Here is a 24,715-nt window from a genome sequence, read left to right as displayed (position 1 = left end):
TGCTTCTTACTTACCGCTTCACCGCTGCCGGCAGCAACGCCTGCGGCAGGTTCTGGTAGCAGACCGGCCGCAAGAACCGGTCGATCGCCGTCGCCCCCACCGAAGTCGAACGCGCATCCGAAGTCGCCGGGAACGGCCCGCCATGCACCATCGCATAGGCCACTTCAACGCCGGTCGGATAGCCATTGCACAGCACGCGGCCGGCCTTGCGTTCCAGCACCGGCAGCAGGCGCTGCGCGGCCGCGTGGTCGGCATCATCGAGCTGCATCGTTGCCGTCAGCTGGCCCTCGAGCTGCCGCGCCATGGCCAGCATCTCGTCGAGATCGCGGCACACCACCAGCACCGTCGACGGGCCGAACACTTCGGCCTGCATCCGATGATCGGCCATGAACTGCGCCGCGGTGGTCTCGAACATCACCGGCCGCGCCTGGTTGGCCCCGTTGCCGTCGACGCCGTCGCCGATGCGCTGCAGCCCGTCGAGCGACGACAGCTGCGCCACGCCCTGCTCATAGGCAGCATGGATGCCGGGCGTCAGCATGGTCGCTGCCGCCTTGCCTTGCAGCGCGTCCAGCGCCGCGGCGCGGAAGCTGTCGAGCGCGGGCCCTTCGATGCCGATCACCAGGCCAGGATTGGTGCAGAACTGGCCGACGCCCAGCACCAGCGAATCCACCAGCTGGCGGCCGATTTCCTCGCCGCGTGCAGCGAGTGCCGCGGGCAGCACGAACACCGGGTTGATGCTGCTCATCTCGGCGTACACCGGAATCGGCTGCGGGCGTGCGTTGGCCGTGCGCATCAGCGCCATGCCGCCCGCCCGCGAGCCGGTGAAGCCGACCGCCTGGATCGCCGGATGCGAGACCAGCGCCGTGCCGATGACATTGCCCGCGCCCACCAGCAGCGAGAATACGCCTTCGGGCAGGCCGGCGTCGCGCACGGCTTTCTGGATCACGCGGCCAACCAGCTCGGACGTGCCCAGGTGGGCCGAGTGCGCCTTGACCACGACCGGGCAGCCCGCGGCCAGTGCCGCGGCGGTGTCGCCGCCGGCCACGGAGAAGGCCAGCGGGAAGTTGCTGGCGCCGAACACCGCCACCGGGCCGATGGCGATGCGCTGCATGCGCAGGTCCGGGCGCGGCGGGTTGCGCTCGGGCAGCGCGGGGTCGAAGGTGGCCTGCTGCCAGCGGCCTTCGCGCAGCACGGTGGCAAAGAGCCGCAGCTGGCCGGCGGTGCGGCCGCGCTCGCCCTGCAGGCGCGCGATCGGCAGCGCGCTTTCCAGGTGAGCCCGTTCGATCAGCGTGTCGCCCAGCGCTTCGATGCCGCTGGCGATGGCTTCAAGGAAGACCGCGCGCTGTTCCGGCGAGGTGTTGCGGTAAGTGTCGAATGCGGCTTCGGCCAGCGCGCAGGCGCGTTCGACCTCGGCCTGGCCGCCGCCGTGGAAGTCGGGGCCCAGGGCCTGGCCGGTGGCGGGATTGATGGCCTGCAGCAGGGTTTCGGAGCCGCGCACGGCTTGCGCGCCGATCAGCATGTCACCGGTGATGTGCATGGAAGGATTCCTTGTCAGCGTTTGGAACGGGAAGGCCGGCCGGAGGGCATGCGCCCCGCGGCCGGCCTGTCGGTTTGCAGTGCGAAGGGCGATTACTGCGGGCCGAGCTTGTTGATCAGTGTGCCCAGCATTTCCATTTCCTCGCCGGTCAGGTCGGTCAGCGGTGCGCGCACCGGGCCGCCGCCGCGGCCGACCAGGCGGGCGCCGGCCTTGACGATGCTCACCGCATAACCGGCCTTGCGATTGCGGATGGCCAGGTAGGGCAGGAAGAAGTCATCGATCAGTCGGCCCACGGTGTCGTGGTCGTCCGTGGCGATGGCGCGGTAGAAGTCCATCGCGGTTTTCGGGATGAAGTTGAACACCGCCGACGAGTACACCGGCACGCCCAGTGCCTTGTAGGCCGCGGCATAGACCTCGGCGGTGGGCAGGCCGCCCAGGTAGGAGAAGCGGTCGCCCAGCTTGCGGCGGATGCTGACCATGGCCTCGATGTCGCCCACGCCGTCCTTGAAGCCGATCAGGTTGGGGCAGCGTTCGGCCAGGCGCGCCAGCTGGGTGGCGTCCAGCTTCGAGTTGGCGCGGTTGTAGACGATCACGCCGATGTCCACCGCCTTGCAGACCTCTTCGACGTGCGCGGCAATGCCGTCCTGGCTGGCTTCGGTCAGGTAGTGCGGCAGCAGCAGCACGCCGGCGGCGCCCAGGCGCTGGGCTTCCTGTGCGTAGGCAATGGCGGTGCGGGTCGGGCCGCCGGCGCCGGCGAGGATCGGCACCTTGCCGGCGCAGGTACGCACGGCGGTGTCGACCACGGCCGTGTAGTCCTGCGGCGTCAGCGAGAAGAACTCGCCGGTGCCGCCCGCCGCGAACAGCGCGGTGGCGCCGTAGGGAGCCAGCCACTCCAGCCGGGCGGCGTAGGACTGCGCCGCGAAGTCGCCTTGCGCGTCGAAGTCAGTGATGGGGAAGGACAGCAGGCCTTCGGAGACGATTTGCTTGAGTTCGTTGGGTGCGAGCATTGCGGCAATCCTGAGCGGGCCAATGGCCCGGGTGGCAGTGATGGCTGACTGCGGTAGTGCAGGTCATCCACGTTATCAGTCATCGTACGACAAGCTGCCGGCAAAGGCAATAGGGTGTGGCCGCAGTCGGGGTTAGCGGGGATTTGGCTGGTAGTTGTGCCAGAAAGCGCCTGAAATTGATCGAATTACGGCCTGTAGATGGATAACGGATCACTCCTCACGCAATTGGTGCAGAGTTGGTCGCATAGAGACGGATCGGAATACCAGGAGACGATGTTGTCGGACAACATAGATCAAGCGGGGCCTCCCGCAGCGCGGTTGTACTCAGGAATTTTGAAACACCCATGCAAAGCTGCCGCTGCAAGGACCGCGGCCGGCTGGCACACTGGTGTCCTGGACTAACGGGGAGTGCGCGGTGGGAGAGTTACAAGCCTTGCTGGAACACCACGGGCTGATGCTGGTGTTCCTTAACGTGCTGGTCGAGCAGGCCGGGCTGCCGGTGCCGGCGTACCCGATGCTGTTCGTCGCCGGCGCGCTGGGCGTGCAGGAGACCGGGCCGTCGATCGGCGCAGTGCTGGCGGCGGTCATCTTCGCCTGCCTGATTGCCGACACCGGCTGGTTCTTCGCCGGGCGCCGGCTGGGGCAGCCGATGCTGCGCACGATCTGCCGGGTGTCGATTTCGCAGGATTCGTGCATCCGGCAGACCCAGTCGCTGTACCTGCGCGTGGGACCACGCGCGCTGGTGTTCGCCAAGCTGTTGCCTGGCGCGGGGGCCTTGTCCACCGCGATGGCGGGCATGACGGGCACGCCGCTGCCGGTGTTCCTGTTCTATGACGCCATCGGCGCGCTGGTGTGGGCCGGCAGCGCCTTGCTGATCGGCGTGGTGTTCAGTGATTTTATCGACGCCATCCTGGACGGGTTCAGCGCCTATGGGCATATGGCGCTGGTGGCGCTGGCGGTAATGTTCGCGCTGTTCCTGGCGTGGCGCTGGTGGCGCCGGTTCCGGCTGCTGCGCCGCACCCGGCGTGTGCCGCGCATGAGCGTGGATGAACTGGAATTGCGCCGGCGGGCCGGCAGCCTGCCGGTGGTGATCGACGTGCGCGCGCACGGCGACACGCCGATGGAGCGCATCCCCGGCTCGATGGTGCTGGACATGCAGGGCGCGCTCGACAGCCTGGACGCGCTGGGCGTGCCGCATGCCGAGGCCGATATCGTGGTCTATTGCGCCTGCCCCAATGAGCTGTCCGCCGCGCTGCTGGCCGAGCGCCTGCGCGCGGCCGGCTACCCCAGGACCTGGGCGCTGGCCGGCGGCTTCGACGAATGGAAGCGGCGCCACGGCGGCACCGCCCCCACCGAGGCGGCCAACCAGCCAGGCCCGGCCGAAGCCGCCTGAACTGGCCGGGCCGCCGGCGCCGTGCTCAGCGCTTGCCCGCGGTCTGGAATACCGACAGGTCCGGGTAGGCCGCGCGGATCTTGTCCCACTCGGTGGGGTTGAAGAACTGGCACTTGCCGGCGCCGAAGCGCTTGGACACTTCCACGCAGAAGCGCACCGCTTCGGCGATGTCGATCTCGTGGTTGGCCGAGGTCGCGCTGCCCGACACCACCGACTGCGCCGTCACCGCCACGCCGACCACCGGCGCCCGCGTGGCGACGTGCGGCTGCATGATGCTGTTGAAGTGGTACAGGCCGTTGTGATACGGCGTGATGTCCTGCTGCGAGATCGGGAAGGTCACCGCCGGGCAGCCGGTGGTGGATTCCATGGTCGCCACCAGGTCCGGCGCCACGCGCAGGATATAGCCCTGCATCGCCGTCGGCGAGATGGCGAAGCCGCGGTGCTTGATGATGCTGTTGCCCTTGGACGCGTCGATCGACAGGATCGCGTCCATCTCCGGCAGCACCTGGTAGTCGTTCATGGTGTCGGACGAGACCGGCATGCCCATGAACGGCACCGGGTCGTGCGGTTGCATCGAGACATTGGTCGACAGGTGCGTGGTCACGATCACGTCGCCCGCCAGGTGGTCGCCGCGCGCCTTCATTTGCGCCAGCTTGAGCGCCACCGCCAGGCAGCCGATCGGGCCGTCGGCATCAGACACCAGCCCCACCAGTTCCGGACGCGCGCCAATGGCGCCATTGCGGCCGATCACGCCCAGCGTCGGCGCGCTGCCGCCGCCACGCTTGCCGGCGGTGCCGGGGATCACGATGGTGATGAAGTCGGTGGTGTTGGCCGTGTTCTCGGGCGGGGCGTTGTTGACCGTGGTCACTTCCACGCTCACGCCGGCGCCCGCGTACGGCGCGAACAGTTCGCTGACGACCGCACCGTTGGCGTGCGGGCTGTCCAGGGCTTCGTGAATGACCAGCGTCTGCTGCAGGGCCATGGCTTTCTCCAAAGGATTTGCCCTTGCCCGCGCGGCGCGGGCAGGGCGTCTACAAAAAGGTCAGAACTGGTGGCGCAGGCCGACCATCACCGTGGTCTGGCTGTCGCGCCCGTCCAGCGGCTTGCTGCTGCCGCCGGTCCAGTTGGTGGTGTTGTTGCCGAACAGGCCCGACCAGTCGCCGTGCACACGGTCGTAGGCCAGCGCCAGGTAGGCATCGGTGCGCTTGCTGAAGGCGTAGTCGGCGACCGCGTAGCCAGTGGTGCGGTTGCCGCTGAAGCCGTCGGCGCGCGTGCGGTTGTGCATCACGCTGCCGATCAGCGTGACGTTGCCGGTGATGGCGTAGCTCGCGCCCAGCGTGAAGAAGTCGTCGTGGCGGCTGCCGCCGAAGACCGAGTTGAAGGCCGCGCGGTTGGTCGCGGTGGCGGCGGTGGACATGCTGGTGATCGTCGCTGTGTCGGTGCCGCCCCTGGACGAATCGAAGCCCGCGTCGCGATCGCTGTGGATGTAGTTGGCGAACAGGCTGGCGCGGCCCACCGCGGCCTTCAGGCCGGCCAGGTAGATGCTCGCGGCGCGGCTCTGGCTGTCGCGCGTCTGCTGGAAGTCGCCCACCGCGGTGATCGGGCCCGCGGCGTACTTCGCGCCGAACGACACCGACGAAGTCGCGCGGGTGTTGCCCGCGGTTTCGCCCAGCGCGTATTCGGCGATCACCGATAGCGGGCCGAAGTTGCCGGTGTAGCTGACGGCGTTGTCATAGCGCTGGCCGGTCAGGTAGACCATCCACGCATTGGGCGGCGCCGCGCCCACCCCGAGTGGGTCGACGTAGTACAGCATGGTGTTGGCCGTGGTGTACTGCCGGCCCAGCGCCAGTTCGCCCCACTGGTTGCCGATCTTCACATACGCCTGGCGCCCGAACAGCTGGCCCTGCTGGTCCAGCTTGCCGGTGTCGGCGAGCAGGCCGTTCTCCAGCACGAAGCCGGCCTTCAGGCCGCCGCCCAGGTCCTCGATACCGCGCAGGCCGAAGCGGCTTCCCGACAGGAATCCTTCGCCGCCCTGCTGCAGCCCGATCTGGGCCTCGCCCGCGGGGTTCGAATGGGACTGGTAGGTCAGCGCGGTATCGATCACGCCGTACAGCGTCACCCCGGACTGCGCCATCGCGGCGGCCGGCAGGCCCAGCAGCAGCGGCAGTGCCAGGCGGACGGCGTGGCGAATGGTCTGGCTCATCTTGTTTTCTCCTCCAAAGGGCAAAAGGGAGCCCGCGCGGGCGGCAAGTTGCGGCCCGCGGAGCGGTTTTTGTTTGTTGTACCCGGGGCTGGCCCGGGTCAGTGCATCAGCGGATCAGGGCCGTGCAGCCGGCTCAGGCAGCAAAGCCCGGCCAGTCCTGCATGCCGGCCGGACCGGTGATCTGCGACAGCGGGAAGGTCTCGCCTTCGCGAATGGTTTCGACCTGGCCCTCGGCCGGGAACCACAGCGCATGGCGCTCGCCCAGCACGGTGCCGTGGGTGCCGTCCGAGAACAGCGCCGAGCCCTCCGGCAGCGCAAACACCTGTTCCGGCGCGTTGATGTGCAGGAACTCGGCCAGGCGCTCTTCGCGGCTTTCGCCGTTGTGGCCGGCGGGCTTGCCGCTGATGAAATGCGGGTTGATCTGGAACGGCACCAGCCCGAGCGCGCGCAGCGACGGCGGCTGCACGACGGGCATGTCGTTGGTGGTGCGGATGGTCGGGCAGGCGACGTTGCTGCCGGCGCTCCAGCCCACGTACGGCGTGCCCGCGCGCACTTTCGCGCGGATCGCGTCGACGATGCCGGCGTCGTACATGCGCTTGAGCAGTGCAAAGGTGTTGCCGCCGCCGACCGCGATGGCCTCGGCCTGCTCGACCGCGCGCAGCGGGTCGGCGCTGTGGTGGATCGATTCCAGCGCGTAGCCCAGCTGCTCGAACACCGGCTTGACCAGGCCTTCATAGCTGTCGAAGCTGAACGTCACGCCGGCGAACGGCACGAACAGCACCTTGCGCGGCTCGCGCCTGAGCAGCGTGTGGATCTGCTCGCCGGCGTGCTCGAGGTAGCCAAGGTTGTCCTTGCGCGAGCTGCTCATCAGGAGGATGCGTTGGGTCATGTCTTGGTTTCCGTCAGGAGTCTGGTGAGGTTCTGTGCGGGATCAGGCGATCGCGGCGCGGATCAGCGCGGCGACGCGGTCGATCTCTTCATGCGTGTTGAAGTAGTGCAGCGAGACGCGCGCCATGGTCGACACGCCGTAGCGCGCCAGGATGGCGTCGGCCATGAAGTTGCCGGCTTCGATGATGCATTGCTGCGCTTCCAGCGCGGCGACGATGCGCGCCGGGTCCACGCCACGCACATTGAACGGCACGATGCCGATGCGGCTGGCCACGTCGGCCGGGCCATACAGTTCGAAGCCGGGAATCGACGCGAACCTGGCCACCGCGTATTCGGTCAGGTCGCGCACGCGCGCCTCGATGGCCTCGATGCCGATCGCGGCGGCGTAGTCGATGGCGGTGCCCATGCCGAGGATCGCCGGCACGATCGGGCAGCCGGCCTCGAAGCGCTTCGCACCGGCCACCAGCGACAGCGCGCCGGTAGCGCGGTCGTAGGCGCCGTTCCACCAGCCCACCAGCGCGGGCTCGACTTGCCCGATCAGCGCGCGGCGCACATACAGGAAGCCCGAGCCCTCGGTCGCGCGCAACGCCTTGCGTCCGCACCCGGCCAGGAAATCGCAGTCCAGTTCGGCCACGTCCGAGCGCAGCATGCCCACGCTCTGCGCCGCATTGACCAGCGACAGCACGCCGTGGCGGCGTGCCACCGCGCAGATCCGCGCGGCCGGCTGCACCGCACCCGTGGAATTGGGCAGGTGCGAGAAGGTGAGCAGGCGCGTACGCGCGGTCAAGGCGGCCTCGAACGCCTCGGGCGACAGCAGCCCTTCGGCGTTGGCCGCGACCATCTTCACGACGATGCCGTGCGATTGCTCCAGCCGGCGCCAGGGCAGCAGGTTGCTCAGCATCTCGGTGTCGGCCACCAGTACTTCGTCGCCCGCCTTCCAGTCGATGCCGCGCGCGACGATGGAGATGCTTTCCGTGGCGTTCTTGGTGAAGGCGACTTCATCCGCCGCGCAGCCGAGCAGCCCGGCCAGCTTGCCGCGCACCGCTTCCACGCGTGCATAGGTCTCTTTGCGGAAGCCCGGCAGGTAGATGCCGACGTGGCCGGTATCGAGCAGATAGCTGCGCACGGTATCGAGCACGGCGTCTGGCGGAATCGAGGCCGCGGCCGTGTCGAGATAGATGGTGGAAGCCGTCAGCGGGGTGTCGGCGCGGATTACTTGGATATCCATGGAACGTCTCGGTAATGACAGGCGGGCGCAGCGTATGCGCCCCGGGGTAAGGCTTACTTCTTCAGCTTGGTGACCGAGCCGAAGAAGCTGAACAGCGCGTCGCCGGCAATCACGCCGCCGGCAAAGGCGCTCATCTCGGCCACGTGCTTGTCACCGCGCAGGCGCTGCAGCACGAAGCGGATCGCGAGGCCCGCCAGCACCGCCCAGCCGGCCAGCGGCGAGGCAATCAGCATGCCGGTCGAGAGCAGGATGCCGAGCTGGCGCCTGGAGCCGCCGATCAGCTGCAGCAGCGCGCCCGGGATGGCCCAGATCACCAGGTTGCGGGCGATCTCCGCCGACGAGCCCGCCTTGATCGAAGCCGCATAGACGCGGTCCACCGGCGGGATCATGTTCTGCGCGAAGAAGGTGCCGTGGAACACCAGCACCACCACCGCGGCCACCGCGAAGCCGATCATCGCGGCCAGGAACTGCTGCTTGCGCCCGGCCAGCTCGGCCTCCATGTCGCGGCCCTCGCCGCGCAGCAGGTAGCCGGTCTTGAGGTCGTAGCCCATGTCGGCAAAGGCCGGGCCGGTGGCGGCGGAAAAGCCCACCAGCACCGCCAGCGCCGTCGGCGGGAAGCCGATCAGGATGCCGATGGTCAGCGTGATCAGCGCCACCGCGAAGGCCGGGAACCAGCCCGAATGCATCGCCGCGATGCCGACGATCAGCTCATGCACGTAGGCGGCAAAGGCGGCATACAGGACGAACACCACCAGCATGCCCAGCGACATGTCCGAGACATGGCCGGCCAGCACCGAGATCAGCAGCGCAATCGCCAGGTAGACCAGGAAGCCGCCCGACAGGATGCGGCTGGCGCGCGAGGCCGGAACCTCGATGGTGCCCGCGCCGGCCGCCGGTGCGTTGCGCGCGCGGCGGATTTCACTGGCGACCTGGAACAGCGCGACGATGCCCGCGCCGATCATCAGCCCGTGCGGGATATAGGCCTTGGCGATGTCGATGCCGGTCAGCGCCACCGAATAGCCGCGCACCAGCAGGCCGATGCCGAACATGGTCAGCGCCGCCAGGTTGCCCAGGAAGGCCGCGCCGAACGCGGACATCGGCACCCCCAGCCAGGCGCCGCCCACGCCCACCGCAATGCCCAGGCCCAGGAACGCGGCCTTGCGCCCGCCGCGGTCGCCGGCCCAGATGGCCTCGGCCGTGGCGATGCCGGCCGGCCAGGTGCCGGTGGCGGGGAAGATCTTGCTGCCGAACAGGAAGTACAGCATGGCGCCGTCGACGAACATGGCGATCACCGCGCCGATCAGCATCGGCGTGGCCAGTTCCGGCATGCCCATCGCGTACGGCACGCCGATCGGGATCATCAGCGAGTTGGCGGCGCCGAAGGTGGCCGACGAAATCGCCGTCTGCACCAGGTTCTGCCGCTCCAGCACGCGGAAGCGCCGCGTGATCTCCAGCGGGATGCGCGAGAACACGATCGCGATCAGGGCACCGATGATCGAAGTGTTGGCCGAGATCCCCAGCGACACGATCAGCTGCATGCCGATCATGGCACCGAATACCGACAGCCCCACGGAGACCAGCAGCAGCAAGGGCTCCATGAAGCGTGTCCGTGTCGCGGGCTGCGCCGCCATCGGCGCGTTCAGTTGTGTTGGCATGGTCATGTGGTCCACCGCTCCCCGTAGTGTTGTCTGGTTTTGTCTGTTGTGTGTGATGCCTTGCGCGCGATCAGCGCATGAAACCCGCCACCGGGCCGATGGTGTTGCGCGCCGTGCGCAGCGCCTCCAGCAACCGGGGCACCGCCTCGGGTGTCAGGCGCTGCAGCGGACCGGCGATGGCCAGCGATCCGACCACCGCCTGGGTGTCGCGGTGGCGCAGCGGCAGCGCCAGTCCGGCCACCGTGGCGGCGGATTCCTCGCAGGTGTAGGCCCAGCCGTCGGCGCGGATCTGCGCCAGCCGAGCTTCCAGTTCGGGCGCGTCGCCGGCGACCTGGCGCCGGAACGCTTCCGGCTGGAACGCCAGGATGGCCTTGGCGTGCGCGCCCGCGTCCAGCGCGAAGCGCTGGCCGACCTCGATCGAAAAGCGCAGCTGGTGCTGGCTGTGCGCGATATCCGTGCACAAGCCCTCGCCACCGTCCAGCCACGACAGGAACACGGTCTCGCCGCATTCGCGCGCCAGCGCTTCCAGCGCGGGCTGCAACACCTCGGCCGGCGAAAACGTCTTGCGCATCACTTGCCCCAGTTCGAACCAGCGCAGCCCCAAGCCGTAGCGTCCCAGCCCGTCCTGCACCAGGAAGCCGTTGGCGGCAAAGGTGGCCAGCACCCGGTGCACCACGGCGTGGTGCACGCCGCTGTGGCGCGCCAGCTCGCGCACGCCCCAGCTGGGCTGGCGAACGGTGAAATGGGTCAACAGCGCCAGGGCGCCGTCCAGGGTCTTGAGCATGGTTGCGGGTTGCTTCAACTGCATGTGTCTCTATATAAGAGACAACGTCTCTGATACAGAGAAATGCTAGGCCTCGGCTCGACCCGCAACAATCAGGGTTAACTCGGGGTCGGGTGGCGGGGCTCGGCGAACATCGGCCGTGCCGGCAGTGCGATGCCGGCAGAGCGCCGCCGCCTATACTTGGCGCAGAGCGACTGCCACCGGGAGGGCGCGCATGGCCGCGGAACATCACGGAGCCGGCGGGGGCGGCGCAACCGGCGCAACTGGCGATGAGGCCGCCCGCATTGCCCAGCGCCGCCGCCAGCTAGGCATTGCGCCGCGCAGTGGCGACGGCCAGCGCAACTGGGCCCTGGCGTTGTCCGGCGGCGGCATCCGCAGCGCCACCTTCTGCCTGGGCGTGATGCAGGCGATGGCCGGTACCGCGATGCCGGCCAAGGCGGCAGCGCCGGCGGCCGCGCCGGAAGCGACGACCCCGGCGGCCGCTGAGCAGACTGTGTCGGGACTGGCTTCGCTGCTGGCGCAGTTCGACTACCTGTCCACCGTCAGCGGTGGCGGCTACCTTGGTGCCTTCTTCGTCAGCCTGTTCGTGCCCGGACGCCTGCGCCGCGGGTCCGGCCCGGTCCAGGCGGCGGCCGATGCCTATCACACGCTGCAGTGCGAGCCGCCGGGGCGCATCCATACCTCGATGTCCTACGCCGCCGATCCCGGCCGCGGCGCGGTCGCGTGGCTGCGCGAGAACGGCCGCTACCTGTCGCCCACCGGTGCCGGCGACAACCTCTACGCCGCCGCGCTGGTGGTGCGCAACTGGCTGGCCATGCATTACGTGATCGGCAGCGCGCTGCTGGTGCTGCTGGCTGTGCTGGCGCTCGGGCAACACGTTGCGATGGGTGTTTTCTACGGGTTGGGGCGCCATGAGATGGACCTGCTGCACGACGCGCGGCAGGCCTTCAACCAGGGCGAATGCGCGATCTGGTGGAGCACGCTGCTGTGGCTGCCGCTGGTCACGGCGCTGGCGGGCGCGGCGCCGCCCGGGCTGGCCTACTGGCTGATCTACCCGCGCGCCAACGATCCGCAGGCGACGGCGCGCTTCCTGGGCCCCGCGCCGCTGCTTGCCACGCTGCAGGGCCTGCTGTTGCTGGCCGCGGCGCGCTGGTCGGAATGGCTCGGTCCGGGGCTGGTCATCGGCAAGCTCTTCTTCGCGCTCGGCGTGCTGATGTTGCTGGGCGTGCTGTGGTGCCTGGCGCTGCTGCGGGGCGAGCCGCGCACCGTGGCCGCCTATCGCGTGCGCGCCACGCGCGCGTTGCGCGGTGCCCTCACGCTGACCCTGTGGCTGGCGGCCCTGGGCATTGCCGACACGGTGGCACGCACCACTTACCTGTATGCCCACCAGGCCCACCACCAGTGGGGCGCGGCGCTGCCCGTGGCCGTGCTGGGCGTGCTGGTCTGGCTGGTGCGCTACGGTTCGCGCTGGCGCGACGCCGGCCGCCAGGGCAGCACCGACACGCCGTGGCGCGCGCTATGTGCCCGGCTGCCGTTGTCGCTGCTGGCGGGCGCGGTGGCGGCCGTGCTGGCCCTGCTGTTGTTCGTGCTGTGGTCGTGGCTGGTGCTGTGGGTACGCTGGGACGGGCGCGAGCCGGTCGACTGGCTGGTGTTCGGCAACGCCTATACCGGCCCGGCGCTGGCCACGCTGACCGTGGTGAGCCTGGTGCTGGCGCTGGTGATGGGGCGCTTCGCGGGCTTCCTGAACCTGTCGACGCTGCACCAGTTCTATGCGGCGCGGCTCACCCGCGCGTACCTGGGGGCGTCCAACGGTGAGCGCTTTGCGGTCCCCGACCCGAGCGTCGACCCGGACGGCAGCCTGCGTCCGCGCTTCAGCGTGGCCGAGCCCGTTCCCGGCGACCAGCTCAGCCTGAACACCTACTACGATCCGCGCGTGCTGGCGCCGCTGCACCTGATCAATGTCACGCTGAACCTGACCGTCGACCCGGCCGAGCAACTGGTGCAGCGCGACCGCAAGGGCAAGCCGCTGTGCCTCGCGCCCGGCCCCTGCGTGGCGCAGCCCGGCGCGGCGGCGGCGATCCCGCCGGACGCCTACGCGCGCTTCACCATCGACGGCCGGGCCTGCTGCCCCGACGTGTCGCCGCCGGCTTCGGGCAAGCTGGCCGAATCGCGCACGGTGGGCGACTGGATGGCGATCTCGGGCGCGGCCGTCTCCACCAGGCTGGGGCGCGCGACTACGCTGGGCACAGCCTTGCTGCTTGGCCTGGCGAACCTGCGGCTGGGCATATGGTGGCCGTCGTATCCGGCCAGCCACGCGCGCGAAGGCGGCCGCCGGGGCCGCGCCAGGCGCTATCCGGAACGTGCCGCACATCCGTTGCTGGCCGCGGGCATCGCGCTCTTTCGCACGCAGTACTACCTGGGCTGCGAGCTGAGCGCGCGCTTCCATGGCACGCGGCGCGGCTGGCAGTACCTGTCCGACGGCGGGCATTTCGACAATACCGGCGTGTACGAACTGCTGCGCCCGGGCCGCGACGTATCGCTGATCGTGCTGTGCGATTGCGGCGTCGATCCCGGCTACCGCTTCGGCGACCTGGCCAACCTGATCCGGCTGGCGCGCATCGACCATGGGCTGGAGATCGTGGTCGATACCGAGGCCGCCACCACGCACCCGGTGCTGAGCCGTGTCTTCGGCGTGCCGGACGACTTCCTGCCGGGCACGGCGACAACCGACAAATGCGCCGTGCTGCTCAACGTCTATCGCACCGGCCCGGAGTGCGGCGCGCCACGCGCGCGCACCTGCCGCATCGTGCTGCTCAAGCCGCGGCTGGTGTCATGGGCGCCGGCTGATGTGCGCTACTACGGCGCGACCCATCCCGCGTTTCCGCAGCAACCCACCGGCGACCAGTTCTTCGATGAGGCGCAATGGGAAAGCTATCGCGCGCTGGGCCATGCGATCGGCCAGCGCGTGCTGGGCGGGGCGGTGGGCAAGGCCCTGTTGGTGTAGGCGACCGGTCAGTCAGCGCACGAAGCCAATGACGTCTTCGAGCCGGCCGCTGGCATCGCGCAGCGCCTCCAGCAGTCGCGGCACCGCGGCTTCGTCCAGCCGCTGCTGCGGCCCGGCGATGGCGACCGAGCCCACCACCGCGCTGCGGTCGCGCGACCACAGCGGCAGCGCCAGGCCGGCCACGCTGGCAGCGGCCTCTTCGCGCGTGTGGGCCCAGCCGCGTTCGCGCACTTCGGCAAGTTGCGGCTCGATGCGCTCGCGGTCCAGCGTCATGTGCGGGCCCATGCGCGCGAGCCCCTGGCGGTAGACCTCGTCACGGAAGGCATCGTCCTGGAAGGCCAGCATGGCCTTGGCATGCGCGCCCGCATAGAGCGGGAAGCGCTCGCCCAGCTCGATCGAAAAGCGCAGCTGGTGCTGGCTCTGCACCAGCCCCACGCACAGGCCTTCATGGCCGTCGAGCCACGACAGGAACACGGTCTCGCCGCTTTGCGCGGCAAGTTTTTCCAGCACCGGGCGCACGATCTCGTCGGGCGAGAAGCTCTTGCGCACCACCTGTCCCAGCTCGAACAGCCGCAGCCCCAGCGAATACTTGCCGGTGCCCGCATCCTGCACCAGGAAGCCGTTGGCGGCGAATGTGGCCAGCACGCGGTGCACCACGGCGTAGTGCACGCCGCTGTGCTTGGCCAGCTCGCGCACGCCCCAGGTCGGCTGGCGCACGGTGAAGTGGGTCAGCAGGGCCAGCGCGCCGTCCAGTGTCTTGAGTGTCATCGCTTGTTCCTTCGCATCGGGCTGCATGGTACGGGCAAGCGCGGCGCGACTCAATCTTTCGCGCCCCCCGGATATACCCACGCCGCCCGAAGGGCCGCGATCAGGCCGCCAGCACGATCGCGCCGGGGTCTCTAATATAGCGAGCCATATGCATTGCCCGCGTGCGGCACCAGCCGCCCGCCTTCCACCCTATGAATCACGACTCTATCCCCACCGGGACAGGTGTTGCCTGGTCCGTCCTGGACCTGGCTCCCATTCCTGTAGGCAGTGACGCCGGCCAGGCCATGCGCAACTCGCTCGACCTGGCGCGCCATGCCGAGCAACTGGGCTACCACCGCTACTGGCTGGCCGAGCACCACAACATGCCCGGCATTGCCAGCGCCGCCACCGCGGTGCTGATCGGCTATGTCGCCAACGGCACCAGGACCATCCGCGTAGGCTCGGGCGGCGTGATGCTGCCCAACCATTCGCCGCTGGTCATCGCCGAGCAGTTCGGCACGCTGGCCTCGCTGTACCCGGGGCGCATCGACCTGGGCCTGGGCCGCGCGCCCGGCACCGACCAGGCCACCGCGCGCGCCTTGCGCCGCCACCTGTCGGCCGACAGCGCCGATACCTTCCCGCAGGACGTGGAAGAACTGCAGGCCTACTTCGACGATGTGCGCCCCGGCCAGCGGCTGCGCGCGGTGCCCGGCGCCGGGCTCAAGGTGCCGATCTGGCTGCTGGGATCGAGCCTGTTCAGCGCGCAGCTGGCCGCGGCCATGGGCCTGCCGTTCGCCTTTGCCTCGCACTTTGCGCCGGGCTTCATGCGCCAGGCGGTCGACCTGTACCGGCGCACCTTCCGGCCTTCCGAAACGCTGGACCGGCCCTATGTGATGCTGGGCCTGAACGTGTTCGCCGCCGAAACCGGCGACGAGGCGCGCCGCCTGTTCAGCTCGCTGCAGCAGCAGTTCCTGGCGCTGGTGCGCGGCACTCCCGGGCAGTTGCGTGCGCCGGTGGACGACATCGAATCGCTGTGGACCGAGAGCGAGGCCGACCATATCCGGCGCTCGCTGGCCTGCTCGGTGGTGGGCGATCCCGACACCGTGCGCGCCGGCATGCAGCGCTTTGTCGACGACCTGCGCCCGGACGAGCTGATGCTGACCGGCCAGATCCACGACCACCAGGCGCGCCTGCGCTCGTTTGCCATTGCCGCCGACGCGGCACGCAGCCTGAAGACCGCTTCGGCGCTCTGAGCCCCTGCGGCCCTCCGGCATGGCGTGCGCCGCACTTGCGGCGTGCGCCCGCCGGCGCGCCCCCATTCCTGTTTGCGCATCGCTGACCGGCTCGGATACATTAGAAGGCCCGAGACACAGAGAGGCGCGGCGTTCGCAGCACGCGCCCGACAGTCCGCCCGGTCCACCGCCCCATCTTCGACATGGTGGGGCCGACGGCAGCGACGACAGGAGACAGCGATGGACCTGCGGCAACGCGAGCACATCGAGACCGTGGTCCAGGCGACCACATACCTTGCCCCGCCGGCCGTGCTTGCGGACCGGATCGCGCACGACGCCATCATCCAGAACTCATGGCGCCGCTGCGTGCACCAGTACGGGCTCGATCCGTCGCGCATGCAGGAGGCGCGCATCCTGCCGCAGCCGCGCCTGCGCGAGCACCAGGAACGCATCGACGACTTCGCCCGCATCGCGCGCCACGGCCTGCAGAGCCTGTACGGGCAGGTGGCGGGCCTTGGCTACGTGGTGCTGCTGACCGATGCGCAGGGGGTGACGGTCGACTATATCGGCAATGCCCGCACCGACGCCGCACTGCGGCATGCAGGCCTGTACCTGGGCGCCGAGTGGAGCGAGCGCGGCGCCGGCACCTGCGCGGTCGGCACCGCGCTGGCCACCGGCCAGGCGCTCACGGTGCACCAGGCCGACCATTTCGACGCCACCCATATCCCGCTGACCTGCACCGCCGCGCCGCTGTTCGACACGCACGGCAACCTGCACGCCATCCTCGACATCTCCGCGCTGACTTCGCCGCAGGCCAAGGACAGCCAGGGGCTGGCGCTGCAGATGGTGCGCATCTACGCCGCGCATATCGAGAATGCCCACTTCCTGCGCGCGCACCGGCGCGACTGGATCCTGAAGCTGAACGTGGCGCCGGAGTTTGTCGACGTCAATCCCGAATACCTGCTGGCGCTGGACGACGCGGGCCGCATCGTCGGCCATAACCACCGCGCCAGGCTGATGCTGGAGAGCGAACTCAGCGGCGCGCCGGGTGCCCCGGTACTGGGCCAGCCGTTCGAGGCGCTGTTCGACGCGCGCATGGAAGACCTGGGCCGCTATGTCTACTCGCGGCCGAGCGAGCAGCGGCTGGTGGCGCTGCACCGCAGCGGCGGCCTGCTGTACCTGAGCGTGCTGCCGCCGGCGCTGCACTGGCAGGCGCCGCCCGCCGAAGCTGCCGTGCCGATGCCCGCGGCGCTGGCGGCGCTGACCGGCGGAGATGCCGCGCTGCAGCAGCAACTGCAGCGCGCGGCCAGGCTGGTCGATTCCCCCATCAACCTGCTGATCCACGGCGAGACCGGCAGCGGCAAGGAGTATCTTGCCAAGGCCCTGCACCTGGCCAGCGCGCGCCGCGACGGCCCGTTCGTGGCGGTGAACTGCGCGGCGATCCCTGAAACGCTGATTGAAAGCGAGCTGTTCGGCCACCTGCCCAACAGCTTTTCCGGCGCGGGCCCGCGCGGCAAGCGCGGCCTGATCCAGGAGGCCGACGGCGGCACGCTGTTCCTGGACGAGATCGGCGACATGCCGCGCGAGCTGCAGTCGCGGCTGCTGCGCGTGCTGGCCGAAGGCGAAGTGCTGCCCGTCGGCGCCGCGCGGCCGGTGCCGGTGCGGCTGCGGGTCATCTCCGCCACGCACCACGGCCTGGAGCAGCTGGTGGCCGAAGGGCGCTTCCGCGAAGACCTGTACTACCGCCTCAACGGCGCGCGCTTCACGCTGCCGCCGCTGCGCGAGCGCACCGACCTGGACTGGCTGATCCGCAAGCTGTTGCAGGAAGGCAGCGCGCAGGGCGGTGAAACCACGCTGTCGCCCGCCGCACGCGAGCGGCTGCACCGCCACCGCTGGCCCGGCAACCTGCGCGAGCTGCGCAACGTGCTGGAGTACGCGCGCGCGGTCTGCGCCGACGGCTATATCGACCTGCAAGACCTGCCCGACAGCCTGGCCGGGCCGGCGCCGTCCGCGGCGCTGCAGCCGCCCGCACCGCCATGTGCCGGCGCGCCGGCCGAGCCGCACCCGTTGCCGCCGGAAGGCATGCTGCTGATGCAGTACCTGCGCGCCGCCGGCTGGAACCTGAGCGCGGTCGCGCGGCAGATCGGCGTGAGCCGCATGACGCTGTACCGGCGCATGGAGCGCTACGGCATCCAGTCGCCCAACCGGCGCGACGGCGGCGCCGAGCCGCCCGACGCATAGGCCGGCGGGCAGCACGGCATACGCGCCCGATACGGTTGTCCACCCCCTGTACACCTGCGCTGTGACACCTGTCACAGCGCAGCGTCGTTTTTGCCGCGTCGCTTCGGGGTAATCCCTCACGTCCGACCCCGCTGACGCCCCGATTTCCCCTGTTCTCGCTGCCTGCACAGGCTGGCACAGCCATTGCAAATACGGCTGGCAAGACAACGACAACAGGAGACAGGCAATGGGGCACGCAGCAGGCGCCAGCGCGCAGATCGCGCCAGTGGTCGGCATCATCGCCAACCCGGTTTCCGCGCGCGACATCCGCCGCGTGATTGCCAACGCCAACAGCCTGCAGCTGGCCGACCGCGTCAATATCGTGCTGCGCCTGCTGGCCGCGCTGGCGTCATGCGGCGTGCAGCGCGTGCTGATGATGCCGGACCGCGAAGGGCTGCGCGTCATGCTGGCCCGGCACCTGGCGCGCCGGCAGGGGCCGGACTCCGGCCTGCCCCAGGTCGACTATGTCGACATGCCGGTCGCCTCGCGCGTCGACGACACGCTGCACGCCGCGCGCTGCATGGCCGATGCGGGCGTGGCCGCCATCATCGTGCTGGGCGGCGACGGCACCCACCGCGCCGTGGTGCGCGAGTGCGGCGCGGTGCCGGTCGCGGGCCTGTCGACCGGCACCAACAATGCCTACCCCGAGATGCGCGAGCCCACCATCACCGGGCTGGCCACCGGCCTCTATGCCACCGGGCGCATTCCCGCCAGCCAGGCGCTGGCATCGAACAAGCGGCTGGACATCGTCGTCCGCGACGGCAACGGCGGCTTTCGCCGCGATATCGCGCTGGTGGACGCGGTGATCTCGCACGAGCACTTCATCGGCGCGCGCGCCTTGTGGAAGACCGACACGCTGGCCGCGGTCTACGTGTCCTTTGCCGACCCCGAGGCCATCGGCCTGTCATCGATCGCCGGGCTGCTGGAACCGGTGGGCCGGCGCGAAGCGGGCGGCCTCGCGATCGAGCTGGCCGCTCCCGGCGAAGGCGAATTCGACCTGTGCGCGCCGATCGCGCCTGGCCTGATGTGCACCGTGTCGGTCGCCGACTGGCAGCGGCTCGAGCACGGCCGTCCCCATCGCGTGCGCCAGCGCAGCGGCATCGTCGCCCTCGACGGCGAGCGCGAGCTGACCTTCGGCCCGGACGACGAAGTCACGGTCACGCTGCATGACCACGCCTTTCGCAGCATCGACGTCGCGGCGTGCATGCGCCATGCCGCGCGCCAGCACCTGATGCGCAGCGTGCCGCAGCACGCCTTTGCCTGATGACGCCGCGGGCCAATGCAGCAAATGCCCGCTTCGTGCCCCGCTTTTCTTGAAGTGCAACACCTGAAAACGAAGGAGACAGACATGACAGCCAGAGCTTCGCAAGATTCCGCCGCGCTGCCGCTCGACAAGGAGACGCTGCTGACGGTGTACCGCAAGATGCGCACCATCCGCGATTTTGAGGAACGACTGCACGTGGACTTCGGGCGCGGCGACATCCCGGGCTTCGTTCACCTGTATGCGGGCGAAGAAGCGGCGGGCGTTGGCATCCTGCACCACCTGAACGACGGCGACCGCATCGCCAGTACGCACCGCGGCCATGGCCACTGCATTGCCAAGGGCGTCGATCCGGTGGCGATGATGAAGGAGATCTACGGCAAGAAGGGCGGCTCGTGCAACGGCAAGGGCGGCTCGATGCATATCGCCGACCTGTCCAGGGGCATGATGGGCGCCAACGGCATCCTGGGCGCGGGCGCGCCGCTGATCTGCGGCGCCGCGCTGGCGGCCAAGTTCCGCGGCAAGGGCGAGGTCGGCATCACCTTCTGCGGCGACGGCGCCTCCAACCAGGGCACCTTCCTGGAAAGCCTGAACCTGGCCGCGGTGTGGAACCTGCCGGTGATCTTCGTGATCGAGAACAACGGCTACGCCGAATCCACCTCGCGCGATTACGGCACCGCCGTGGACAGCTACGTCGACCGCGCCGCCGGCTTCGGCATCCCCGGTGTCACGGTGGACGGCACCGACTTCTTCGCGGTCCATGAAGCCGCCGGCGAAGTCATCCGCCGCGCCCGCGAAGGCGGCGGGCCGTCGCTGCTCGAATGCAAGATGGTCCGCTTCTACGGCCACTTCGAGGGCGATGCGCAGACCTACCGCGCCGCCGGCGAACTCGACGATATCCGTGCCAACAAGGACTGCCTGAAGCTGTTCGGCCGCACCGTGACCCAGGCCGGCGTGATCGCGCGCGAAGAGCTCGACACCATCGATCGCGAGGTTGCCGCACTGATCGAGCACGCCGTGCAGGAAGCCAAGGCCGCACCGCAGCCGGGTCCCGAGGACCTGCTCACCGACGTCTACGTCAGCTACTGATCCGCCACGCGCAACCCAATCATCAGGAGACAAACATGGCTCGCAAACTGAGCATCAAGCTGGCGATCAACGAGGCGATCGACCAGGAAATGACCCGCGATCCCAGCGTCATCATGCTGGGCGAAGACATCGTCGGCGGCGCCGGCGCGGACGGCGAGAAGGACGCCTGGGGCGGCGTGCTGGGCGTGACCAAGGGCCTGTACGCCAAGCATGGCGACCGGCTGCTGGACACGCCCCTGTCAGAATCCGCCTACGTGGGCGCCGCCATTGGCGCCGCGGCCTGCGGCATGCGCCCGATCGCCGAGCTGATGTTCATCGACTTCATGGGCGTTTGCTTCGACCAGATCTTCAACCAGGCGGCCAAGTTCCGCTACATGTTCGGCGGCAAGGCCGAGACCCCGGTGGTGATCCGCGCCATGGTCGGCGCCGGTTTTCGCGCGGCCGCGCAGCACAGCCAGATGCTGACGCCGTTGTTCACGCATATCCCCGGCCTGAAGGTGGTGTGCCCGTCCACGCCGTACGACACCAAGGGCCTGCTGATCCAGGCGATCCGCGACAACGACCCGGTGATCTTCTGCGAGCACAAGAACCTCTACGGGCTGGAAGGGGAAGTACCGGAAGGCGCGTACGCCATTCCGTTCGGCGAGGCCAATATCGTGCGCGACGGCAAGGACGTGTCGATCGTCACTTACGGGCTGATGGTGCATCGCGCGCTGGAAGCGGCGGCGACGCTGGCCAGGGAAGGCATCGAGGCCGAGGTCGTCGACCTGCGCACGCTCTCGCCGCTGGACATGGACACGGTGCTGGAGTCGGTCGAGAACACCGGCCGGCTGGTGGTGGTCGACGAGGCCAGCCCGCGCTGCAATATCGCCACCGATATCTCGGCGCAGGTCGCGCAGCAGGCCTTCGGCGCGCTCAAGGCCGGCATCGAGATGGTGTGCCCGCCGCATACGCCCGTGCCGTTCTCGCCCACGCTGGAGGACCTGTATATCCCCAGCGCCGCGCAGATCGTGGCTGCCGCGCGCAAGACCATGAAGGGAGGCAAGCACTGATGGCAACCGCACTTTCCCCCACGATTACCCCGATCGTGATGCCCAAGTGGGGTCTGTCGATGAAGGAAGGCACGGTCAATGCCTGGCTGGTCGACGAAGGCACCGAGATTACCGTGGGCATGCCGATCCTGGATGTGGAAACCGACAAGATCGCCAATGCGGTGGAGGCGCCCGACGCGGGCACGCTGCGCCGCAGGGTGGCGCAGGCCGGCGACGTGCTGCCGGTGAAAGCGCTGCTGGGCGTGCTGGCACCTGCGGAGGTGAGCGATGCGCAGATCGATGATTATGTCGCGGCTTATGAAACGCCGGCGGACGACGGTGGCGAAGAGGACGCCGCTGCCGCGTACCACTTTGCCGACGTCGACGGTATCCGGGTCCGCTATGCCCGCAAGGGTGACGGCGTCCAGACCGTGCTCTTCATCCACGGATTCGGCGGAGACCTGGACAACTGGCTGTTCAACCTCGACCCCCTGGCCGACGCGTACACCGTTGTGGCGCTTGACCTGCCCGGCCATGGACAGTCGTCGCCGCGGCTCGCGGGCACGACGCTGGCGCAGATGGCCGGCTTTGTAGCGCGCTTCATGGACGAAACCGGGATCGGGGCGGCGCACGTGGTCGGCCACTCGATGGGCGGCGGCGTGGCCGCGCAACTGGCGGTCGATGCCCCGCAGCGGGTGCTGTCGGTGGCGCTGGTGTCGCCGGTGGGCTTTGGCGAGGCCGTCAACAGCGGCTATACCGATGGCTTCGTCAACGCGCAATCGCGGCGCGAGCTCAAGCCCGTGGTCGAGCTGCTGTTTGCCGACCCGGGACTGGTCAGCCGCCAGATGCTGGACGACCTGCTGCGCTACAAGCGGCTGGACGGCGTTACCGAGGCACTGACGGCGCTGGGGCAGGCCTTGTTTGGCGGTGGCCGCCAGAGCGAGCAGCCCGGCCAGCGGCTGGCCGGCAGCGGCAAGCGTGTGCTGGTGGTGTGGGGTGGGCAGGACCAGATCATCCCCGCCGCGCACGCCGAAGCCGCACCGCCGGGCGCAACCGTCAAGGTCTTCGCCGATGCCGGCCATATGAGCCAGATGGAGAAGGCCAATGACTTCAACGCGCTGCTGAAGACGCACCTGGCCGGCTGATGCCGCGCGCGGACGGTGCTGCCGTGCGCCGTCCGCGCTGCCAGCCTGCTTCGATCGACTGACCACGGGACACCCCATGACCACAGACCTGAAATCCCGCCTCGCGGAGATCAACAAGCAATTCGGCGCGCTCGGCCAGGCCCAGCCCGCCGCCATGAGCGCCTTCCAGGGCGTGATGAGGGCTGCCACCCAGGAAGGCAGCCTGCCCGCCGCCGTCAAGGAGCTGGTGGCCGTCGCGCTGGCCGTGCAGAAGGGCTGCGACGACTGCGTGCTGTTCCACACCAGCCAGGCGCTTCGCCATCGCGCGACCCGCGAGCAGCTGGCCGAAGTGCTGGCCATCAACATCGAGATGGGCGGCGGTCCAGGTGCCATGTATGCGTCGAGGGCGCTGGCGTACTTCGATGCGCTCAACGCATAGGGTTGCTAGACTCGTCGCGTTGCCATCCCCGGGGCAGGTGCCATTTGATGCCGTTTGAATTCGTCGAGACAGCGGGTGCGGACCACGCGGGCAGCGACCCGCTGCAGGATGAACTGGCCTTGCTCGACCACGCGGCGCAGGGCCGGCAGGTGGCGCAGCTGTGGGAGGCACCACTGTCGCTGGTGGTGCCGCGCACCTACCTGCGCCATGCGGCGCTGGAAGCTGCGCGTGCCGACTTCGCACAGCAGGGGTGTCCGGTGTTCCTGCGCATGTCCGGCGGCGGCCTGGTGCCGCAGGGCCCTGGCATCCTCAACCTGAGCCTGGCCTACGCCGTGGCCCAGCCGCCGGGCGCGCTCAGCGACGCGGTCTACCTGCATCTGTGCCAGGTGATCGGCGAGGCCCTGCAAACGCTCGGCGTCGACACGCACTGGCAGGCGGTGGCCGGCTCCTTCTGCGACGGCCGCTACAACCTGGCCTGGGGCCCGCCTGAAGCCGCGCGCAAGATCGCCGGCACGGCCCAGTACTGGCGGCGCGCGCCCGCCGCCATGCAATCGGCCGACGGCCAGCGCCACCTGGTGCTGGCCCATGCGGTGCTGCTGGTCAGCGCCGACCCCGTGCAGATCAATGCGCGTGCCAATGCCTTCGAAGCGGCCATCGACAGTGAGCGGCGCTATGACGCCGGCAAGGTCGTCAGCATACGCGAGGCGCTGCAGGCCCGTGGACGCGCGGTGGACGATGATGCCGCGCTGATGACGCAGGTCTCGGATGCCCTGCGACGAAGCGTCAGCCAGACGCTGCCGCCCGTCTAGGGCCAACGCGCGTACGTTTAGGCCCTAGTGTTCTGCTCCGCCCCCCGGCAGGAAGCGGATGTCGCCATACCAGGCGCGGGCGGTGGTGTTGGTGTTGTCCGTGTCGGTCATGATGCCGTAGGCCTTGATCTGGCCCGGTGGTTCGTGGAACACCCGCTCATAGTCCTGCGCGACATTGCGGCGCAGGTCTTGCCATTTGCCGGCATCGTCCGCGCCGGATACCACGATCATCTGCACGCGGCCGGTGTGCGGATTGGGAATGACGCTGCCGGGCGCGCCGCTGGTCGACCAGATATACATCAGCGTGGCGTAGGGCAGCTCCTCGCCGGCCAGGGTCTTCGCGAGTTGCATCATGGTGCGGTCGCCCAGCGAAAGCTTGCTCTTGTCGCCATCGAAGAAGAACACCAGGCGCGCCGGCGCATCCTCATGCGCGCCGTCGCGGTTATCGGCGCCGGGAATCGGGCCTTCGGCCTTCCAGCGCCAGGCCACCACCGGGGTGCGGGACAGATCCACGGTGCCGTCATGCATCAGCGCCGAGGCGGAATGGATGGCGTCGGCCTGGAGCACGGTGGTGTTGCCATCCGCCACGAGTTGATACTCGGTCCTGGCCTTGCCATTGGCGACCGGCAGATTTTTCCAGTCCGGCGGCAATGGGCCGCCCGGCGTGCGCGCGGCAATGGCAAGCCCGGGTTTGCTGCTCTGTGCCGGCGCGGGAAGCGAGCCAAGCAGCAGCGTGGCACACAGGGCAAGACGCAAGGCGGGCGTGGTCGTCATGGCTGGAGGGCGCGGAACGGATGTTCAGGTCGGACGCAAGGCTTGTGCCCGCTGGCTTGCGGCAGCCTTGCGCCATCGATCGTACCGGAGACCCGTTTGGAAACGCTTGTCAGTATGGCTGACGCGAGTCGGCGATCGCCCCAAAAAAAATCGCGGCCCACGAGGGGCCGCAAATCGGGAATGCGAGGAGTGTCAGTATCCTCAGGAGACGTTATCGACGCATAGTGGCC

General features: G+C 69.2%; 20 protein-coding genes. 10 read left to right on the top strand and 10 right to left on the bottom strand.

The genetic code is table 11. The annotated features are described in order from the left end of the window. Positions 1–10: 10 nt before the first annotated feature. Positions 11–1,537, bottom strand: a complete 1,527-nt coding sequence (locus tag ACZ5MJ_RS25480; RefSeq protein ID WP_464226465.1) for an aldehyde dehydrogenase (NADP(+)) — start codon at positions 1,535–1,537, stop codon at positions 11–13. A gap of 92 nt (positions 1,538–1,629) precedes the next feature. Next, positions 1,630–2,544, bottom strand: coding sequence for a 5-dehydro-4-deoxyglucarate dehydratase (gene kdgD, locus ACZ5MJ_RS25475; RefSeq protein ID WP_464226464.1), 915 nt, complete (start codon positions 2,542–2,544; stop codon positions 1,630–1,632). Positions 2,545–2,959: 415 nt separating this feature from the next. Here kdgD and ACZ5MJ_RS25470 point away from each other — a divergent pair, with 415 nt between their 5' ends. Continuing rightward, on the top strand, positions 2,960–3,937 hold the full coding sequence (locus tag ACZ5MJ_RS25470) for a DedA family protein/thiosulfate sulfurtransferase GlpE (RefSeq protein ID WP_464226462.1): 978 nt from the start codon (positions 2,960–2,962) through the stop codon (positions 3,935–3,937). 25 nt (positions 3,938–3,962) lie between these two features. Here ACZ5MJ_RS25470 and ACZ5MJ_RS25465 read toward each other — a convergent pair whose 3' ends face one another. From ACZ5MJ_RS25465 to ACZ5MJ_RS25440, 6 genes are all read right to left on the bottom strand, one after another. Beyond that, entirely contained in the window at positions 3,963–4,919 is a 957-nt protein-coding gene (locus tag ACZ5MJ_RS25465) for a DUF1177 domain-containing protein (protein WP_464226461.1), read from the bottom strand. A gap of 60 nt (positions 4,920–4,979) precedes the next feature. Further along, complete coding sequence (locus tag ACZ5MJ_RS25460; protein ID WP_464226460.1) at positions 4,980–6,140, bottom strand: porin; 1,161 nt, start codon at positions 6,138–6,140, stop codon at positions 4,980–4,982. A 133-nt stretch (positions 6,141–6,273) separates the two neighbouring features. Further along, the gene (pepE, locus tag ACZ5MJ_RS25455) at positions 6,274–7,029 is read right to left on the bottom strand and encodes a dipeptidase PepE (RefSeq protein ID WP_464226458.1); all 756 of its coding nucleotides are present in this window, start codon (positions 7,027–7,029) and stop codon (positions 6,274–6,276) included. Positions 7,030–7,071: 42 nt separating this feature from the next. After that, positions 7,072–8,256, bottom strand: coding sequence for an aminotransferase class V-fold PLP-dependent enzyme (locus tag ACZ5MJ_RS25450; RefSeq protein WP_464226457.1), 1,185 nt, complete (start codon positions 8,254–8,256; stop codon positions 7,072–7,074). A gap of 53 nt (positions 8,257–8,309) precedes the next feature. After that, positions 8,310–9,917 carry an OPT/YSL family transporter gene (locus tag ACZ5MJ_RS25445; RefSeq protein ID WP_464226456.1) on the bottom strand — a complete coding sequence of 536 codons (1,608 nt, stop codon included), beginning with the start codon at positions 9,915–9,917 and terminating at the stop codon, positions 8,310–8,312. A 64-nt stretch (positions 9,918–9,981) separates the two neighbouring features. Next, on the bottom strand, positions 9,982–10,695 hold the full coding sequence (locus tag ACZ5MJ_RS25440; RefSeq protein WP_432261604.1) for an IclR family transcriptional regulator: 714 nt from the start codon (positions 10,693–10,695) through the stop codon (positions 9,982–9,984). A gap of 214 nt (positions 10,696–10,909) precedes the next feature. On the opposite strand from ACZ5MJ_RS25440, the gene ACZ5MJ_RS25435 reads away from it, so the two are divergent. Continuing rightward, positions 10,910–13,699: a hypothetical protein gene (locus ACZ5MJ_RS25435; RefSeq protein ID WP_464226455.1), complete on the top strand. Its 2,790-nt coding sequence runs from the start codon at positions 10,910–10,912 to the stop codon at positions 13,697–13,699. Positions 13,700–13,711: 12 nt separating this feature from the next. Here ACZ5MJ_RS25435 and ACZ5MJ_RS25430 read toward each other — a convergent pair whose 3' ends face one another. Continuing rightward, complete coding sequence (locus ACZ5MJ_RS25430) at positions 13,712–14,467, bottom strand: IclR family transcriptional regulator (RefSeq protein ID WP_432261606.1); 756 nt, start codon at positions 14,465–14,467, stop codon at positions 13,712–13,714. 191 nt (positions 14,468–14,658) lie between these two features. Between ACZ5MJ_RS25430 and ACZ5MJ_RS25425 the strand changes: the two genes are divergently transcribed. The 8 genes from ACZ5MJ_RS25425 (at position 14,659) to ACZ5MJ_RS25390 (ending at position 23,711) form a co-directional block, all read left to right on the top strand. Further along, positions 14,659–15,699 (top strand): LLM class flavin-dependent oxidoreductase, encoded by a 1,041-nt coding sequence (locus ACZ5MJ_RS25425; RefSeq protein WP_464226454.1) that lies wholly within the window; start codon positions 14,659–14,661, stop codon positions 15,697–15,699. 219 nt (positions 15,700–15,918) lie between these two features. Next, positions 15,919–17,919 (top strand): sigma-54-dependent Fis family transcriptional regulator, encoded by a 2,001-nt coding sequence (locus ACZ5MJ_RS25420; RefSeq protein WP_464226453.1) that lies wholly within the window; start codon positions 15,919–15,921, stop codon positions 17,917–17,919. A 226-nt stretch (positions 17,920–18,145) separates the two neighbouring features. After that, positions 18,146–19,222, top strand: a complete 1,077-nt coding sequence (locus ACZ5MJ_RS25415; RefSeq protein WP_464226452.1) for an ATP-NAD kinase family protein — start codon at positions 18,146–18,148, stop codon at positions 19,220–19,222. Positions 19,223–19,306: 84 nt separating this feature from the next. Then, positions 19,307–20,308 carry a thiamine pyrophosphate-dependent dehydrogenase E1 component subunit alpha gene (locus ACZ5MJ_RS25410; RefSeq protein WP_464226451.1) on the top strand — a complete coding sequence of 334 codons (1,002 nt, stop codon included), beginning with the start codon at positions 19,307–19,309 and terminating at the stop codon, positions 20,306–20,308. 35 nt (positions 20,309–20,343) lie between these two features. Further along, positions 20,344–21,360 carry an alpha-ketoacid dehydrogenase subunit beta gene (locus tag ACZ5MJ_RS25405; protein WP_432261611.1) on the top strand — a complete coding sequence of 339 codons (1,017 nt, stop codon included), beginning with the start codon at positions 20,344–20,346 and terminating at the stop codon, positions 21,358–21,360. Continuing rightward, positions 21,360–22,484 (top strand): acetoin dehydrogenase dihydrolipoyllysine-residue acetyltransferase subunit, encoded by a 1,125-nt coding sequence (locus ACZ5MJ_RS25400; protein WP_464226449.1) that lies wholly within the window; start codon positions 21,360–21,362, stop codon positions 22,482–22,484. Before ACZ5MJ_RS25405 ends, ACZ5MJ_RS25400 begins: the two co-directional genes overlap by 1 nt. A 76-nt stretch (positions 22,485–22,560) precedes the next feature. Next, positions 22,561–22,902 (top strand): carboxymuconolactone decarboxylase family protein, encoded by a 342-nt coding sequence (locus tag ACZ5MJ_RS25395; RefSeq protein WP_464226448.1) that lies wholly within the window; start codon positions 22,561–22,563, stop codon positions 22,900–22,902. 47 nt (positions 22,903–22,949) lie between these two features. After that, positions 22,950–23,711 (top strand): lipoate--protein ligase family protein, encoded by a 762-nt coding sequence (locus ACZ5MJ_RS25390; protein ID WP_464226447.1) that lies wholly within the window; start codon positions 22,950–22,952, stop codon positions 23,709–23,711. Positions 23,712–23,735: 24 nt separating this feature from the next. On the opposite strand, the gene ACZ5MJ_RS25385 is transcribed toward ACZ5MJ_RS25390, so the two are convergent. Then, on the bottom strand, positions 23,736–24,485 hold the full coding sequence (locus tag ACZ5MJ_RS25385; RefSeq protein WP_464226445.1) for a DUF3047 domain-containing protein: 750 nt from the start codon (positions 24,483–24,485) through the stop codon (positions 23,736–23,738). Positions 24,486–24,715 lie beyond the last annotated feature (230 nt).

It is taken from the genome of Cupriavidus sp. LA-1 (genome assembly GCF_055385985.1).
The sequence above is the reverse complement of the archived record's forward strand: the minus strand, read 5'-3'. Positions and strand labels throughout refer to the sequence as shown.